General features: G+C 71.6%; 13 protein-coding genes. 9 read left to right on the top strand and 4 right to left on the bottom strand.

What is annotated here, in order from left to right:
* From Q7W29_04295 to Q7W29_04325, 7 genes are all read left to right on the top strand, one after another.
* Window positions 1-321: cobalamin-dependent protein (locus tag Q7W29_04295; GenBank protein ID MDO9171035.1), on the top strand; the 321-nt coding region annotated here is incomplete at its 5' end.
* 327 nt (window positions 322-648) lie between these two features.
* On the top strand, window positions 649-1041 hold the full coding sequence (locus tag Q7W29_04300) for a fasciclin domain-containing protein (GenBank protein ID MDO9171036.1): 393 nt from the start codon (window positions 649-651) through the stop codon (window positions 1039-1041).
* A gap of 46 nt (window positions 1042-1087) precedes the next feature.
* Window positions 1088-2515, top strand: coding sequence for a DUF4397 domain-containing protein (locus Q7W29_04305; GenBank protein ID MDO9171037.1), 1428 nt, complete (start codon window positions 1088-1090; stop codon window positions 2513-2515).
* Window positions 2516-2694: 179 nt separating this feature from the next.
* Window positions 2695-3759 carry a magnesium/cobalt transporter CorA gene (gene corA, locus Q7W29_04310; protein MDO9171038.1) on the top strand — a complete coding sequence of 355 codons (1065 nt, stop codon included), beginning with the start codon at window positions 2695-2697 and terminating at the stop codon, window positions 3757-3759.
* Window positions 3760-3853: 94 nt separating this feature from the next.
* On the top strand, window positions 3854-4534 hold the full coding sequence (locus Q7W29_04315) for a hypothetical protein (protein ID MDO9171039.1): 681 nt from the start codon (window positions 3854-3856) through the stop codon (window positions 4532-4534).
* A 17-nt stretch (window positions 4535-4551) separates the two neighbouring features.
* Window positions 4552-5481, top strand: coding sequence for a DUF1684 domain-containing protein (locus Q7W29_04320; GenBank protein ID MDO9171040.1), 930 nt, complete (start codon window positions 4552-4554; stop codon window positions 5479-5481).
* A 94-nt stretch (window positions 5482-5575) separates the two neighbouring features.
* Window positions 5576-6295 carry a metallophosphoesterase family protein gene (locus Q7W29_04325; GenBank protein ID MDO9171041.1) on the top strand — a complete coding sequence of 240 codons (720 nt, stop codon included), beginning with the start codon at window positions 5576-5578 and terminating at the stop codon, window positions 6293-6295.
* A gap of 6 nt (window positions 6296-6301) precedes the next feature.
* Here Q7W29_04325 and msrA read toward each other — a convergent pair whose 3' ends face one another.
* The gene (gene msrA / locus Q7W29_04330; protein ID MDO9171042.1) at window positions 6302-6859 is read right to left on the bottom strand and encodes a peptide-methionine (S)-S-oxide reductase MsrA; all 558 of its coding nucleotides are present in this window, start codon (window positions 6857-6859) and stop codon (window positions 6302-6304) included.
* Window positions 6860-7049: 190 nt separating this feature from the next.
* Between msrA and ppk1 the strand changes: the two genes are divergently transcribed.
* Entirely contained in the window at window positions 7050-9167 is a 2118-nt protein-coding gene (ppk1, locus tag Q7W29_04335; protein MDO9171043.1) for a polyphosphate kinase 1, read from the top strand.
* A gap of 7 nt (window positions 9168-9174) precedes the next feature.
* Here the strand turns inward: ppk1 and Q7W29_04340 are convergent, their stop codons facing one another.
* The 3 genes from Q7W29_04340 to Q7W29_04350 all read right to left on the bottom strand — a co-directional run bounded on the left by Q7W29_04340 (window position 9175) and on the right by Q7W29_04350 (window position 12420).
* Window positions 9175-10335, bottom strand: coding sequence for an ATP-dependent 6-phosphofructokinase (locus tag Q7W29_04340; protein ID MDO9171044.1), 1161 nt, complete (start codon window positions 10333-10335; stop codon window positions 9175-9177).
* A 98-nt stretch (window positions 10336-10433) separates the two neighbouring features.
* Entirely contained in the window at window positions 10434-11801 is a 1368-nt protein-coding gene (locus Q7W29_04345; GenBank protein ID MDO9171045.1) for an HD domain-containing protein, read from the bottom strand.
* Between the two features lie 139 nt (window positions 11802-11940).
* Window positions 11941-12420: a hypothetical protein gene (locus Q7W29_04350; GenBank protein ID MDO9171046.1), complete on the bottom strand. Its 480-nt coding sequence runs from the start codon at window positions 12418-12420 to the stop codon at window positions 11941-11943.
* A gap of 216 nt (window positions 12421-12636) precedes the next feature.
* Here Q7W29_04350 and Q7W29_04355 point away from each other — a divergent pair.
* The coding region (locus tag Q7W29_04355; GenBank protein ID MDO9171047.1) for a glycoside hydrolase family 31 protein at window positions 12637-14715 on the top strand (2079 nt) is incomplete at its 3' end.

Consider the following 14715-nt stretch of genomic DNA (forward strand, 5'->3'; position numbering starts at 1 on the left):
CTGGGCGCCCTGATGGCCGCCTCGCACGCCCTGGAGGCTGGCTGGGACGTGCTCTATCTGGGAGCCAGCCTGCCGGCCGAGGAGATCGCCGGCGCCGCCGCCAGCCGTCGGGCGCGCGCCGTCCTTCTGAGCCTGGTCTACCCCGCTGCCGATCCGAACGTCGACGCAGAGCTTCGCCAACTGCGGCGGCTCCTGGAACCTGACGCGGTCCTGCTGGTGAGCGGGCAGGCCGCGGCCAGCCACGGCCCGCTCCTCGCGGAACTGGGAGCGCGAATGATCCGGGACCCGGAGTCCTTCGATCACGCCCTCAACGCGCTGTAATAAAATCATTTACAAAATTCGCTGACGCTGGGGGGGGCCTGCTCCCCCCATCCCCACCCCCCTTTGTTCATGTTTGTATATAAAATGTGTAGATATGCTCTTGACAAATTCGATACAATCGTCGATCATGGTGTCACGGGCGGGGAACGCCGCCCGGATCGCGAACAACGAGATCACCACAAGGGAGAGAACGATATGAAGCACCGCAACCTGCTGACGACCATCGCCCTGGGCACGATCCTCGCCGCTTCGGCGTCGCCGGCCCTCGCGGATTCCTGCAAGGACGGAACCAAGGCGACCCATGCCTCCGCCACCGCGACCACGACGATCTTCAAGACCGCCGAGCAGGCCGGCTTCACCACGCTGGTCGCGGCCGTGAAGGCCGCCGGCCTCGAGGACGTCCTGAACGGCAAGGGCCCGTTCACGGTCTTCGCGCCGACGGACGAGGCCTTCGCCAAGCTGCCGGCCGGCACGGTCGAGTCGCTGCTGAAGGACCCCGCGGCCCTCAAGAGCATCCTGCTGTACCACGTCGTGTCCGGCGAGGTCATGGCCGCCGATGTGGTGAAGCTCACCGAGGCCGCGACGGTCAACGGCGCGAAGGTGTCCGTCGACGCGACCGAGGGTGTCCGGATCAACGGCGCCCGCGTGGTCAAGGCGGACGTGAAGGCCAGCAACGGCGTCATCCACGTGATCGACACCGTCCTGCTGCCCAAGAACTAAGAAACCAACCGGCGCCCGCGCGGCGCCTCAGTCGAGGGAGAGAACCATGATGAACGACAAGAGCCTCAAGACCCTGCTGGCGGTGATGGCCGCCCTGACGATGGGCCTGGGCCTGACCGGCTGCAGCGACGACGACAACCCGAATGATCCCGGCCTGGGCGACGGTGCCAAGCTGCGGGTCGTGCACGCCTCGCCGGACGCCCCGGCGGTGGACGTCTACGCCGAGGGCGTCGCGACGCCCCTGATCGCCGGTCTCGACTACACCGAGACCAGCGCCTACCTGGACCTCGATCCGGGCACTTACAACATCCAGCTGCGGGCCGCGGGCGCGGCGCCCACGTCCGAGCCCGCCTACGAGACCGGCGCGCTGACGGTTCCCGCGGACGCGGTCATCACGGCCGTGGCCGTCGGGCTGCTGGGCAGCACCGCGGGGGCCGACGCCTTCCGCGTGCTGCCGCTCGTGGAGGACTTCGCCGCGCCCGGCGCGGGGCAGGCGGTCGTGCGCATCGTGCACGGCGCCGCCGATGCTCCCACCGTGGCGATCGACGTCGGCAACGACGGCACCCCCGAGATCACCGGTTTCGCGCGCTTCGCCGAGACTGGTCCGGCGGGTGTCGCGCTGCCGGCGGGTTCGCCGCTCGCGGTCGGCATCTGGGCGGGATCCCCCCTGGCCCGCGTGACCGCCTTCACGACCCCGGCGCTGCCCGAGGCCGAGATCTTCCTGATCGCCACCGGCCTGCTCGGCTCGTCTGCGAGCGCGCAGGACGGTTTCGGCCTGCTGGCCGTCGGACCGGCGGGCACCGTCGGCCTGATCCGCCAGAACCCGGTCGTGTTCGTGCTGCACGCTTCGCCGGACGCTCCGGCCGTCGACGTCTTCGTCGGGGGCACCGAAACCGAGCTGGTGGACGGTCTGTCCTTCGGCGAACTCTCTCCCCCGGTCCAGGTGCCCCCGGCGTCCTATTCCCTGGACGTCAAGGTCGCGGCCGGCGGCGCCCTGGCGGCCACCGTCGCGACGCCCGCCCTCGTGGCCGGCGAGCGCTACCTGGCCGTCGCGTCGGGTTTCGTGGCCGCGGAGGGGATCGAATTCACCCTGCTGGCCTACGCCGACGACTTCGGGAGCGCCGGGGATCCGCTGGTCCGGGTGGTCCACGCCTCGCCCGACGCGCCGGCCGTCGACGTGGGCGTCTGGAACGGCGCGACGCTGACCCCGGTCGGCGCCTTCACCGACCTGGCGTTCGGCGAGGCCTCGGCGCCGGCGGGCACGGCCCTGCCGGCCGCGGCCTTCACCATCGGCGTCGCCGCCACGGGCACCGGCACGCCCGCGGCCACCTTCGACCTCGCCCCGACGGCCGGGCTGCGCGCCTTCGCCGTGGCGGGCGGGTCGCTGGCCGGCACGGGCGAGTCCTTCCGACTGCTGCTGGTGGTGGCCTCCAGCTACCCGTGGCAGGTGCTCGAGGTGCTGCCGAACCCGTAACGCGGCGGCCGATCCACGAGAGGGCCGGACCCGTCGCGGGTCCGGCCCTCGACCTTTCCCAGCCGTTCGCCGCGCTCCGCGTCTTGCGCGCTTGCCGGTAGCCGTCGCCGTGATAAGCTGACCCCGATCCTGGAACGCACGACGAGCGCGTCCCCGCGGACGCCGGCGAAAGGCACGTCATGTCCCGTCTCACCCAGCGCCGCCCGACGAAGGCCGCGCAGCCCCCCGGCACCGTCGAGTACGTCGGGAAGCACAAGGTCGAGAACGTCGGGATCACGGTCCTCGACTACGGCCCCGCGAGCTGCCGGGAATCCACGCCCGGCACGCTCGCCGAGCTGCTCCCCCACCGCGACAGCGAGTCCGTCACCTGGATCGACATCGACGGGCTGCACGACACCGCGCTGCTGCAGGGCCTCGGGGCGCACTACGGTTTCCACCCGCTGGTCCTCGAGGACGTCGTCAACACCCACCAGCGCCCGAAGCTGGAGGACTACGGCGACTACCTGTACATCGTGGTGCGGATGCTGAGCTACGACGCCGAAAAGCGGGAGCTGGGCAGCGACCAGGTCAGCCTGCTGCTGGGGAAACGCTACGTGTTCTCGCTCCAGGAAAGCTGGGGCGACGTCTTCGACCCCGTGCGCGAGCGGATCCGCAACGGCAAGGGGCGCATCCGCGGTCACGGGCCGGACTACCTGGCCTACGCCCTGCTGGACGCGGTGGTCGACAACTACTTCGTGATCCTCGAGCAGCTGGGCGAGGAGATCGAGGAGCTGGAGACCCTGCTCGTCGAGAATCCCCGGCCGGAGCAGCAGCAGGCCGTCCACCAGCTGAAGCGCGAGATGATCCTGCTGCGCAAGAGCGTGTGGCCGCTGCGCGAGGTCCTCTCGGGCCTGGAACGCACGGAGTCGGAACTGCTGCAGACCGAGACCCGCGTCTTCGTCCGCGACGTCTACGACCACGCGGTCCAGGTCATCGACGTGGTCGAGTCGTTCCGCGACATGCTGTCGGGCCTGCAGGACCTGTACCTCTCGAGCATCAGCAACAAGATGAACGAAGTCATGAAGGTGCTGACGATCATCGGCACGATCTTCATCCCGATCACCTTCCTGGCGGGCGTCTACGGCATGAATTTCACCCACTTCCCGGAGCTGAACTGGAAGTGGGGCTACGCCGGCTTCTGGGCGGTCTCGCTGGCCGTCGGCGGCGTCATGCTGTCGTTCTTCCGGCGGCGCAAGTGGCTGTGACGACGGGCGCGTGCAACCCCGGCCCGCCGGCTGCGTCGGTAGCGCGCAACGTGCCCGCGCCGACGCCCCCGCAACCCGAGCTCTGGAGATCGACATGCGACGCCTGCTGCTGGTCCTGACGCTGATCGCCGCCCCGCTCACCGCCCTCGCCGGCCACGAGGCGGGCGCCCGCTTCGACGTGGGCGTTCCCCAGGGAGATTTCGCCGACAACCTGGAGGACCCCGGCTTCGGCCTGGTGGGCCACTACGCCTGGAGCCCCGCGCCGGCCTTCGCGGTGGGCGCGGGCCTGGGCTTCATGATCTACGGCAGCGAGACGCGCGTCGTCGAACTGCCGCTGGTCGAGGACGTGGACCTGACCACGACCAACAACCTGGCCGCCTTCCACCTCCTGATGCAGCTGCGGGCGCCGCGCGGCCCCGTGCGCCCCTACCTCGAGGGCCGCTTCGGCGGCCAGTACCTCTGGACGGAGTCGAAGCTCGAGGACCAGGGCCGCTGGGACGACGACGAGGTCGGCAAGGAAGTGAACTACGACGACTTCGCCCTGGTCTACGGCGGCGGCGGCGGCCTGCTGATCGGCCTGCGCTCGCCCCGGCCGACCGACCGGAAACCCTGGGCCATCGACCTGGACGTCAAGGCCCTGTGGCTGTCCGGCGAGAAGGCCCACTACCTGACCGAGGGCGACATCGACCTCGTCGGCGACCGGCCCGTCTTCGATCCCTCGGAGTCGGAGACCGACCTGCTGCACGTCGAGGTCGGCGTGAACATGCGCTTCTGAAACGAATCGAGCCGACGATGAAGATCAGGACCGCGCCGTCGACGACGGCGCTGATGCTGGCGCTGGCGACGGCGGGCTGCGGCGGGCGCGAGGCGCCGGTCGATCCCGCCCACCTCGCCGAGGTCGAGTCCCGGCACGCCGCGCGCATCGAGCGCCTGCGCGACGAAGCGGGATGGCTGACCCTCGTCGGCCTGCACCCCCTGCGCGACGGCGTCAACACGGTGGGCTCGGCCGAGGACGCGGGCGCGCGGCTGCCCGCGACGGCGCCGGCGCGCCTCGGCGTCGTCACCGCGGACGCGGCGGGCTTCGCCTTCGCGGCCGACCCCGACCTCGACCCCGGGGCCCGCGTCTACCAGCTCGTCGACGGCGACACCGTCGCGGTGACGTCCGTCGCCATGGCGCCGGACGTCCCCGGCCCGCCGACCGTGCTGCGCACGGGATCGCTGCTCTTCCAGGTCATCGTGCGCGGCGGCCGCGGCTTCCTGCGCGTGAAGGACCGCGAGAGCGAGGTCCGGCGCGGGTTCACGGGCATCGAGCGCTACCCGGTGGGCGGGCGCTGGCGCGTGACGGCCCGGCTCGAGCCCCACGACCCCCCGCGCGGGGTGATGGTGCCCGACGTGCTGGGCAACCTCGAGGAGTCGCCGAGCCCGGGGACCCTGGTGTTCGAGCTGGAGGGCCGCGAATGCCGGCTCACGCCGATGGGCGGTCCGGGCGAGGAGCTGTTCATCGTCTTCGCCGACGCGACCAGCGGCGACGAGACCTACGGCGGCGGCCGCTTCCTGTCGGCCGACCCGCCGCGCCCCGACGGGACCGTCGTGCTGGACTTCAACCTGGCGACCAACCCGCCCTGCGCCTTCACGCCGTACGCGACCTGCCCCCTGCCCCCGCAGGGCAACCGGTTGGCGGTGGCGGTGCGCGCCGGCGAGAAGTCCTGGGGGAGCCACTGACCCGGCCGCCGCCGCGTCGTTGCGCGTCGGGCGCCCGGCTGTATCATGCAACGAGGCTAACGGCACGCTCTCCGACCCAGCGAACGGAACACGCATGATCATCGCGGTCCTCAGCGACATCCACGCCAACCTCGAGGCGCTCGCCGCCGTCGTGGCCGACGCCCGCCGCGAAGGGGCCGGCCGTTTCGCCTGCCTCGGCGACGTCGTCGGCTACAACGCCGATCCGGTCGCCTGCGTCGATCTCGTGCGCGGGCTGCCCTGCCTGCCCTGCATCCGCGGCAACCACGACGAGATGGCCGCCGGCGACCGGCCCCTGCTGGGCATCAACCGCCAGGCCTTCGCCGCGATGACCTGGACCCGCCTCCAGCTCGACGAGGAACGCCGTGCCTGGCTCGGCGGCCTGCCGCTGCTCCACGAGGAGCCCGACGCCGCCTACGTCCACGCCTCCCTCCACGAACCGGCCGCCTGGCACTACGTGCACGACGCGCAGGAGGCCGCGGCCAGCTTCGCCGGCCAGTCGCCGCGCGTCTGCTTCATCGGCCACTCCCACCAGCCCGGCGGCTGGCGCGACGACGGCCACGGCGCGGCGCGGGGCCAGGGCGAGTCGTTCGAACTCGCCGCCGGCGAGCGCTGGCTGGTGAACGTCGGCAGCGTCGGCCAGCCCCGCGACCACGACCCCCGCGCCTCCTACGCCCTCTACGACGCCGACGGTGGCCGCGTGCACCTGCGCCGCGTCGCCTACGACATCGCGGCGGCCCAGGCCAAGATCCTGGCCGCCGGCCTGCCCGAACAGCTCGCCAAACGACTCGGCTGACCGGAGTCAGCGCTTCAAGCGATCGCGGTACCGGTCGCGGAACTTCTCGAGCTTGGGATCGATGACGATGCGGCAGTAGGGCTGCGACCGGTTGTTGGCGTAGTAGTCCTGGTGGTCGACCTCGGCGGGGATGAAGGCGTCCAGCAGCCCGATGCGCGTCACGGGGGGACGCGGGTAGAGGCCGGCCGCCGCGACCTCGCCCTTGACCCGCTCCGCCGTGCGCAGCTGGTCCTCGTCGTGGGCGAAGATCGCCGAGCGGTACTGCGGGCCCGTGTCGGCGCCCTGCCGGTCGGGGGTCGTGGGATCGTGGATCGTGAAGAAGACGGCCAGCAGTTCGGCGTAGGAGATGACCGCCGGGTCGAAGGACACCTGCACGACTTCGGCGTGGCCGGTGGTCCCGGTGCAGACTTCCCTGTAGGTCACGGGACCCGGGCCGCCGCCGGCGTAGCCGGAGACCACGCGGCTCACGCCCGCCAGTTCCTGGAACACGGCTTCGAGGCACCAGAAGCAGCCTCCGGCGAGGGTGGCGGTCTCGGTGCGCGGCGGGGCAACGGCGTCGGTCACGGCGGGACTCCTTGCGGGGATGAGGACCAGCGCGGCCGCGAGAGCGGCGGCAACGGCGTTTCGAGCTAACATGACGACTCCTCGTGATAGGGGCGAGGCACAGGATAATCACGGGCACGCCGGAGCCGCGACTGGCCCGCCCCTTGCAAACCGGTGGGATACCAGCCACCCGAGCCCGGAGCGACCGGACATGACGCAGGAGACCGGAGAGCTGACGACCGTCAGGGATCTGTTCCTGAACCGCGAACTGAGCCTACTGGAGTTCCAGCAGCGGGTGCTCGAGGAGGCCCGCGACCCGTCCAATCCCCTGCTGGAGCGCGTCAAGTTCCTGGCCATCCTGGGGTCGAATCTCGACGAGTTCTTCATGGTCCGGGCGGGCGGGCTGAGCATGCAGCAGCAGTCCGGGGTCGTGGATCTGTCGCTGGACGGGCTGACCCCGGCCACCCAGCTGGCGGCCATCCGCAAGCGGGCCTTCCAGCTCATGACCGAGGCCACCCGCCACCTGCACGAGGAACTGCTCCCCGAGCTGAAGCGGGCCGGCGTCCACATCCTCGACTACGCGGACCTCAACGAGAAGCAGCGCGGCCAGGTCGAGCGCTACTTCCAGCAGATCGTCTTCCCGGTGCTCACGCCCCTGGCCCACGACCCCGGCCATCCCTTCCCCCACATCTCCAACCTCAGCCTGAACATGGCCGTCATGGTGCGCAACCTCGACGGTGAGGTGCGCTTCGCCCGCGTGAAGGTGCCGGCCACGCTGCCGCGGCTGGTGCCCATCAAACGTTCCTCGGGCGGTTTGAAGCGTGACTGGACCGAGCCCCGCAACCACTACTTCGTGTGGATCGAACAGGTGATCGCCGCCCACCTGGGCGAGCTCTTCCACGGCATGGAGCTGCAGGAGGCCCACCCCTTCCGGGTGACCCGCAACGCGGACTTCGAGATCCAGGAGCTGGAGGCCAGCGATCTGCTGGAGACGATGGCCGCCAGCGTCAAGGAGCGGCAGTTCGGCGACGCGGTGCGCCTGGACGTCTCTCCGGAGATGCCGGCGGAGATCCGCGGCATCCTGACGCGCAACCTCGGGCTCGTGGATCGCGACGTCTACGTCCTGCCGCGCCCCCTCGGCCTGGCCGGCCTCGCTCAGGTCTACGACGTGGACCGCTACGACCTCAAGTTCCCCGCCTACACGCCGAGCGTGCCGGCGCCGCTGCGCGCCGATACGCGCGAGGGCGACATCTTCGCCGCGATCCGCCAGGGCGACCTGATGGTGCACCACCCCTACGACTCGTTCGAGCCCGTGGTGGAGTTCCTGGAAGCGGCCGCCCGCGACCCCCGGGTCATGGCCATCAAGCAGACGCTCTACCGCGTGGGGCGCGACTCGCCGGTGGTCAAGGCCCTGCTGAGGGCCCGCCGCGACCACCACAAGCAGGTGGCGGTGCTGGTGGAGCTGAAGGCCAGATTCGACGAGGACAGCAACATCGGCTGGGCGCGGATGCTCGAGCACGAGGGCGTTCACGTGACGTACGGCCTGCTGGGCCTCAAGACGCACTGCAAGGTGCTGCTGGTCGTGCGGCAGGAGGGCGACGACATCCGGCGCTACGTCCATCTGGGCACCGGCAACTACAACCACGCGACGGCCCGCGCCTACGAGGACCTCGGGATGTTCACCTGCGATCCCGAGATCGGCGCCGACGCCACCGACCTCTTCAACTACCTGACCGGCTACTCGGCGCAGAAGAACTACCGCCGGCTGATCGTGGCGCCGGTCAACATGCGCGAGCGCCTCGAGGAACTGCTGCGGCGCGAGATCGCCCACGCCCGCGCCGGCGCGAAGGCGCGGCTGGTGCTGAAGATGAACTCGCTGGTCGACCGCCGGATCATCCTGCTGCTCTACGAGGCTTCACGGGAGGGCGTGCAGATCGATCTGATCGTGCGCGGCGTCTGCAGCCTGCGGCCGGGCGTCGCCGGGCTGAGCGAGAACATCCGCGTCACGAGCATCGTCGGGCGCTTCCTCGAGCACAGCCGGATCTTCTTCTTCCGCAACGGCGGCGACGAGGAGATCTACGCGGGCAGCGCCGACCTCATGACCCGCAACATCGACCGGCGCGTGGAGGTGCTGTTCCCGGTGACCAGCCCGGCGCTGCGGCGCTACCTGCGCGACGACGTGCTCGGCGTCTACCTCGCCGACGACGTCTCCAGCCGCACCATGCTGCCCGGCGGCGGCTACACGCGCAACCGTCCCGCCGAGGGCGAGGAGCCGGTGCAGGTCCAGCGCCGCCTGCTGGAGAGCCGCGGCGGTCTCTGGCGCCGCTGATCCGGCATCAGAGCGGCAGATCCCGGTCCGCCAGGCCCAGGCAGGTCCCCACCGACCGCGCCGCGTGGAGCCAGGGATGCCCGGGCGGCACGGTCTTCTTGCGGCCGGCGACCTGGTCCAGGGGCACCGGCACGATCTCGCTCCCCCGCACCGCCGTCATCACGTTCACGACCCCTTCGGCCAGCAGGTCGGCGGCCTTCACGCCCAGGCGCGTGCACAGCAGGCGGTCGGTCGGGGTCGGCCCGCCGCCGCGCTGGACGTGGCCCAGCGCGGTGACGCGCGCGTCGGTCCCGGTCAGCATCTGGAGCTTGCGCGCGAGGCTGGTGGCCAGGGACTCGTGCACCAGGCGGCGGCCGTGCAGGTCGTCGTCCGCCTCGGGCGCGGCCGCTACCTTCGGCGCCCCGTTCTTGCGCGCCAGGCGCGCCGCGGCGTCCTGCTCGCGCGTGAGAGCCCCCTCGGCCACGACGATGATGGAGAAGCGCTTGCCGAAGCGGCGCTGCCGCTCCAGCAGGTAGTCCTTCACCACGTGCAGGTCGTAGGGGATCTCCGGGATGAGGATGACGTCGGCGCCGGCGGCCAGGCCAGCGCCGAGCGCCAGCCAGCCGGCGCTGTTGCCCATGACCTCCACCACGATGATGCGGTCGTGGCTGGTCGCGGTGGTGTGCAGACGGTCGATGGCCTCGGCGGCGATCGTCATGGCCGTGTCGAAGCCGAAGCTGACATCGGTGCCGAACACGTCGTTGTCGATGGTCTTGGGCAGCGTCAGCACGTCCAGGCCGCCGGCGCGCTGCAGGTGGTGGGCGTTCTTCTGGGTGCCGTTGCCGCCCAGGCAGACCAGGCACTCGATGCCGTGGCTGCGGGCGTTGGCCACCGCGACGGCGGTCATGTCCAGGACCTGGTCGCCCATCAGCATCTTGTTGGGCTTGTCGCGGCTGGTGCCGAGGATCGTGCCGCCGAGGGTCAGGACGTTGCTCAAGGACTGGGTATCGAGGCGCTGCACGCGGTTCTCCACGAGCCCGCGGAAGCCGTCGCGGACCCCGATCACCTCCATGCCGTAGCGCTGGATGGCGGCCTTGGTGATGCCGCGGATGGCGGCGTTGAGGCCGGGGCAGTCGCCGCCCGAGGTGAGGATGCCGAGGCAGCGGATCTGCGGGGGATTCCCGTTCATGTCGCGTCCCGTCCGGTCTGGGAAAGGCGGCGGCCGCCACCGGTCGTGGCGGCCGTCGGGCACATCATAGGAAGTTCGCGGGCGCGGGCAAGCGCCCTTTACCGGGCCAGCTTCGTGGCCAGCGCGACACCCTCTTCCACCGTGGCGATCCGGCCCGCGAGCTGCGCCTCGTAGCATTCGTCGAGGAGCGTCTTGAACCCCGGGCCGGGCGCGAGCCCGAGCCCGATCAGGTGGCGGCCGAGGACCAGCGGCTGCGGTGGCGCGTCGCGAACGTCCAGGGCCGCGGCGCGTTCCAGCAGCCAGTCGCCGGCCGGGAAGCCCGGTCCGGCGCCGTCGCCGCGGCCGAGGCGGTCGGCCCGGGCGACGCGCACCAGGCGGTCGATCCGGCCCACGCGGTGCGCGAGTCGTCGGATCGCGGCGTCGCCCGCCGCGGCGCGGTGCAGCTCGTAGGGACGGGAGTGCTCGCGCACCAGCGGCACGACCTGCTCGACGAGGTCGCGTTGCGGCGTCAGCCGCGCCAGCAAGGCGCGCGCGGGCGCCTCCCCGGCCTCGAGGTGCCCCGGCGAGCGCAGGCGCCCGTCGGCGAAGCGGGTCGTGGCCGGCTTGCCCAGGTCGTGGCAGAGCACGGCCAGCCCGACGATGAGGTCCTCGCGCTCGTCGCCCGTGCGCTCGGCAGCGAACGCGTCCAGGCAGAGTCCGGTGTGGATCCAGGCGTCCCCCTCGGGGTGCCACTCGGGATCCTGCGCGCAGCCGACGAGGGCCGCGAGTTCCGGGAAGTGGTCGAGCCAGCCGGTGTCGCGCAGGAACGCGAGGCCCAGGGACGGGCGCGCGCCCAGCAGCAGGAGCTTCCGCCACTCCTCGAAGATCCGCTCGCGGGCCAACCCCTCGGGATCCAGGCCGCGGCAGGCGGTCACGGTCTCCGGATCGGCGGTCAGCTCGAAACGCGCGACGAGCTGCATGCCGCGCAGCACGCGCAGCGGGTCCTCCGCGAAGCGCTCCGAGACCCGGCGCAGGACGCGCCGCTCCAGGTCGCCGCGGCCGCCCACCGGGTCGACGACCTCGCCGGTCAGCGGGTCGTAGGCGATGGCGTTGAGCGTGAAGTCGCGCCGCAGCGCGGCCTCCCGCGGCGTCAGGTCCGGATCGGACTGCACGAGGAACCCGCGGTGGCCCAGCCCCGCCTTCGACTCGCGGCGCGGCAGCGAGACGTCGACCGGCGCGCCGCGCAGCTTCAGCACGCCGAAGGCGCGGCCCGTGCGGTCCAGGTCGTGGCGCGACGACAGCAGCGATTCGAGCCGCTCGGGCTCCACCCCGTAGACCTCGAGGTCGTGGTCCACGGGCGCGCGCTCCAGCAGCGCGTCGCGGACGCAGCCGCCCACCAGCAGGGCGCGGCCGCCCTCGTCGCGCACGGCGCGGCAGACGTCCAGCACGACGTCGCGCACGCCATCATCGACCGGCTGCCAGCGCATGAACGTGTTCCTCCCTCGCGCCATCATCACCGCAACGGCGGCGGCTGGCAACAGCGCACGGCCGGAAAAGAACGAGGAGGGAAAAGACGAGGGCGGCCGCGCGGCCGCCCCCGTCCCGGACCCCCTCGATAGACCGAGGTCAGTACATCGCCTTGACGCTGCCCCACGCCGCGGTCGTCGCGGGGACGGCGCCGCAGTTCTGGATGATCGTCGCGGTGCCGCGCTCGGACGCGACGTACCAGTCGCCGTCGCCGGCGAACTGGTAGCGGTAGGTGTAGTGGTAGGCGCCCGCGGGCAGGTAGGTGGTCATCCACACCACGTACTCGTCGTTGTTGCCCACGTCCACGTTGTAGACGGCGGGCAGCCACAGCCAGCTGGCGTCCGGGGTCGAACCGACGGGGCCGAAGCCCAGCTCGGCGGTGATGCCCGCGCCTTGGCCCGGGGAATCGGTCACGCCGGACTTCCACACCTGGCCGAAGAACCCGGTGCCGGTGCAGGCCGGGTCGGTGGCCTCGAAGGGCCACTGCAGGTTGCCCCAGCCGATCGAGGAGGCGGAGGCGGCACCGGCGGCACCGACGAGCGCGATCACCATCAGGCCCATCGTTAACTTTTTGAACATCGTGTCCCCCATTCGGTGCGGGTATGTCGGAGTCTTAGCGGGCTGGTCCCGATGACCGCGGCTCGAACTCTGATACCAATTACAACATATTTTCATGAAACAGTCAAGAAACAAGCCTATTGTGCGAATAATTGCTATTTTAGACACCAGGAGACGTTTGGGTGGGCGACCGGCCATGGCCTATAATGGCAACCACTTCTGCCCCGGGAGGACCCCGTGCCCGCTCGTCGCCGTCCCTCGCGCCCCCGATCGTCGCCCGCCCGGTTCGCCGGTTGCCTGCTCCTGCTGCTGGGGCTTTCCCCGCTCGCCGCCCGGGCAGCCCCCGAGCCGCTGGCCGAATCGCTCGGGGCCGGCATCGTCCGCTTCCATGCCGACGCGGCGGCCCGCGACGCGGCCGCCCCCTCCCTGTCGATGATCGCGGTCCGGCCGTCGCCGGACGCCGCGCCGACGGTGCGCCCGGAGTTCTACCGCGTCGAAGGCCGCGCCGCCGCGCGCATCGCGATCCCCGCCGGCACCGATCTCTACGGCACCGGCGAGGTCTTCGGCCCCCTGCGCCGCAACGGGACCCGCACGGTCTGCTGGAACCACGACGCCTACGCCTACGGCGGCGACACGCCGCACCTGTACCAGTCGCACCCCTGGGTGCTGGCGGTGCGGCCGGACGGCACCGCCTTCGGCGTGCTGGCCGACACGAGCTGGCGCACGCTGATCGACCTGACGTCGGGCATCCTGTTCGTGGCCAACGGCCCGCGCTTCCCCGTGGTGGTCGTCGACCGCGAGTCGCCGCAGGCGGTGCTGCGCGGCCTGGCCGAGCTGTGCGGCACCATGGACCTGCCGCCCCTGTGGTCCCTGGGCTACCACCAGTGCCGCTACTCGTACACGCCCGACGACCGCGTGCGCGAGATCGCCCACGAATTCCGCGCGCGCGATCTCCCCTGCGACGTCGTCTGGCTGGACATCGACTACCTGGACGGCAACCGCTCCTTCACCTTCGACCCCGTCGCCTTCCCCGACCCCGCCCGGCTCGACGCCGACCTCGACGCCCTGGGCTTCCGCACCATCGCGATCATCGACCCGGGCATCAAGCGCGAGCAGGGCTACGCCGTCTTCGACTCGGGCGAGACGGTGGACGCCTGGGTCCGCACCTACGACGGCGCGCCGTACGTCGGCCGCGTCTGGCCCGGCGACTGCGTCTGGCCCGACTTCACCAACCGCCGTGTGCGCGCCTGGTGGGGCGGCCTGTACGCGGACTTCCTCGCGACGGGGATCGACGGCGTCTGGAACGACATGAACGAGCCCGCGGTCTTCAACGTGGACAGCAAGACCATGCCCGAGGACAACCTCCACCGCGCCGACGAGGATCTCGGCGGGACCGGTCCGCACGCCCGCTACCACAACGTCTACGGCATGCTCATGGCCCGCGCCACGCGCGAGGGCATGCTGGCCGCGCGCCCCGACCGGCGGCCCTTCGTGCTGACGCGCGCCAACTTCCTGGGCGGCCACCGCTACGCCGCCACCTGGACCGGCGACAACGTGGCGTCGTGGCGGCACCTGGACGCCTCGCTCGCCATGGTCCTGAACCTCGGCCTGTCGGGGCAGCCCTTCGCCGGCCCGGACATCGGCGGCTTCGAGGGCAGGGGCGACGGCGCGCTGTACGCCCGCTGGATGGGGTTCGGGGCGCTGCTGCCCTTCGCCCGCGGCCACACCGGCAAGGGCAACATCGACAAGGAGCCGTGGGCCTTCGGGCCGGAGGTCGAGGCCACCTGCCGCCGCGCCCTGCAGGGCCGCATGCGCCTGATGCCCCACCTCTACACGCTGATGCGCGAGGCGGCGACGACGGGCCTGCCGGCCTGGCGCCCGCTGTTCTTCGCCGATCCCGCCGACCCGCGCCTGCGCGACGTCGACGACGCGGCCCTGATCGGCGACGACCTGATGATCGTCGTGGACACCTCCTCCGGCGCGGGCGGCCCCGCGCCGGCGCTGCCGTCCGGCGACTGGCGCGAGGTGACCCGGCACGTCTTCGGCGAAGCCGGCGACCCGGACCTGCCCCGCCTCTACCTTCGCGACGGCGCCGTCCTGGCGCTCGCCGCGCCGGCCGCGCACACCGACGCCGCGGCCGGCCCCGTCACGCTGCTGGTCAACCCGGACCGGCAGGGCCGGGCCTCCTGCGTCGTGTACCGCGACGGGGGCGAGGGCTTCGCCTACCGCGACGGGGAATTCGGGCTGTCGCGCATCACGGCCGTCGTGCGCGGCCCTCACGTCGACCTGTCATGCCGCGCGCTGGACGGGCGGTGG

The organism is bacterium, from assembly GCA_030654305.1.
GTDB lineage: Bacteria > Krumholzibacteriota > Krumholzibacteriia > LZORAL124-64-63 > LZORAL124-64-63 > PNOJ01.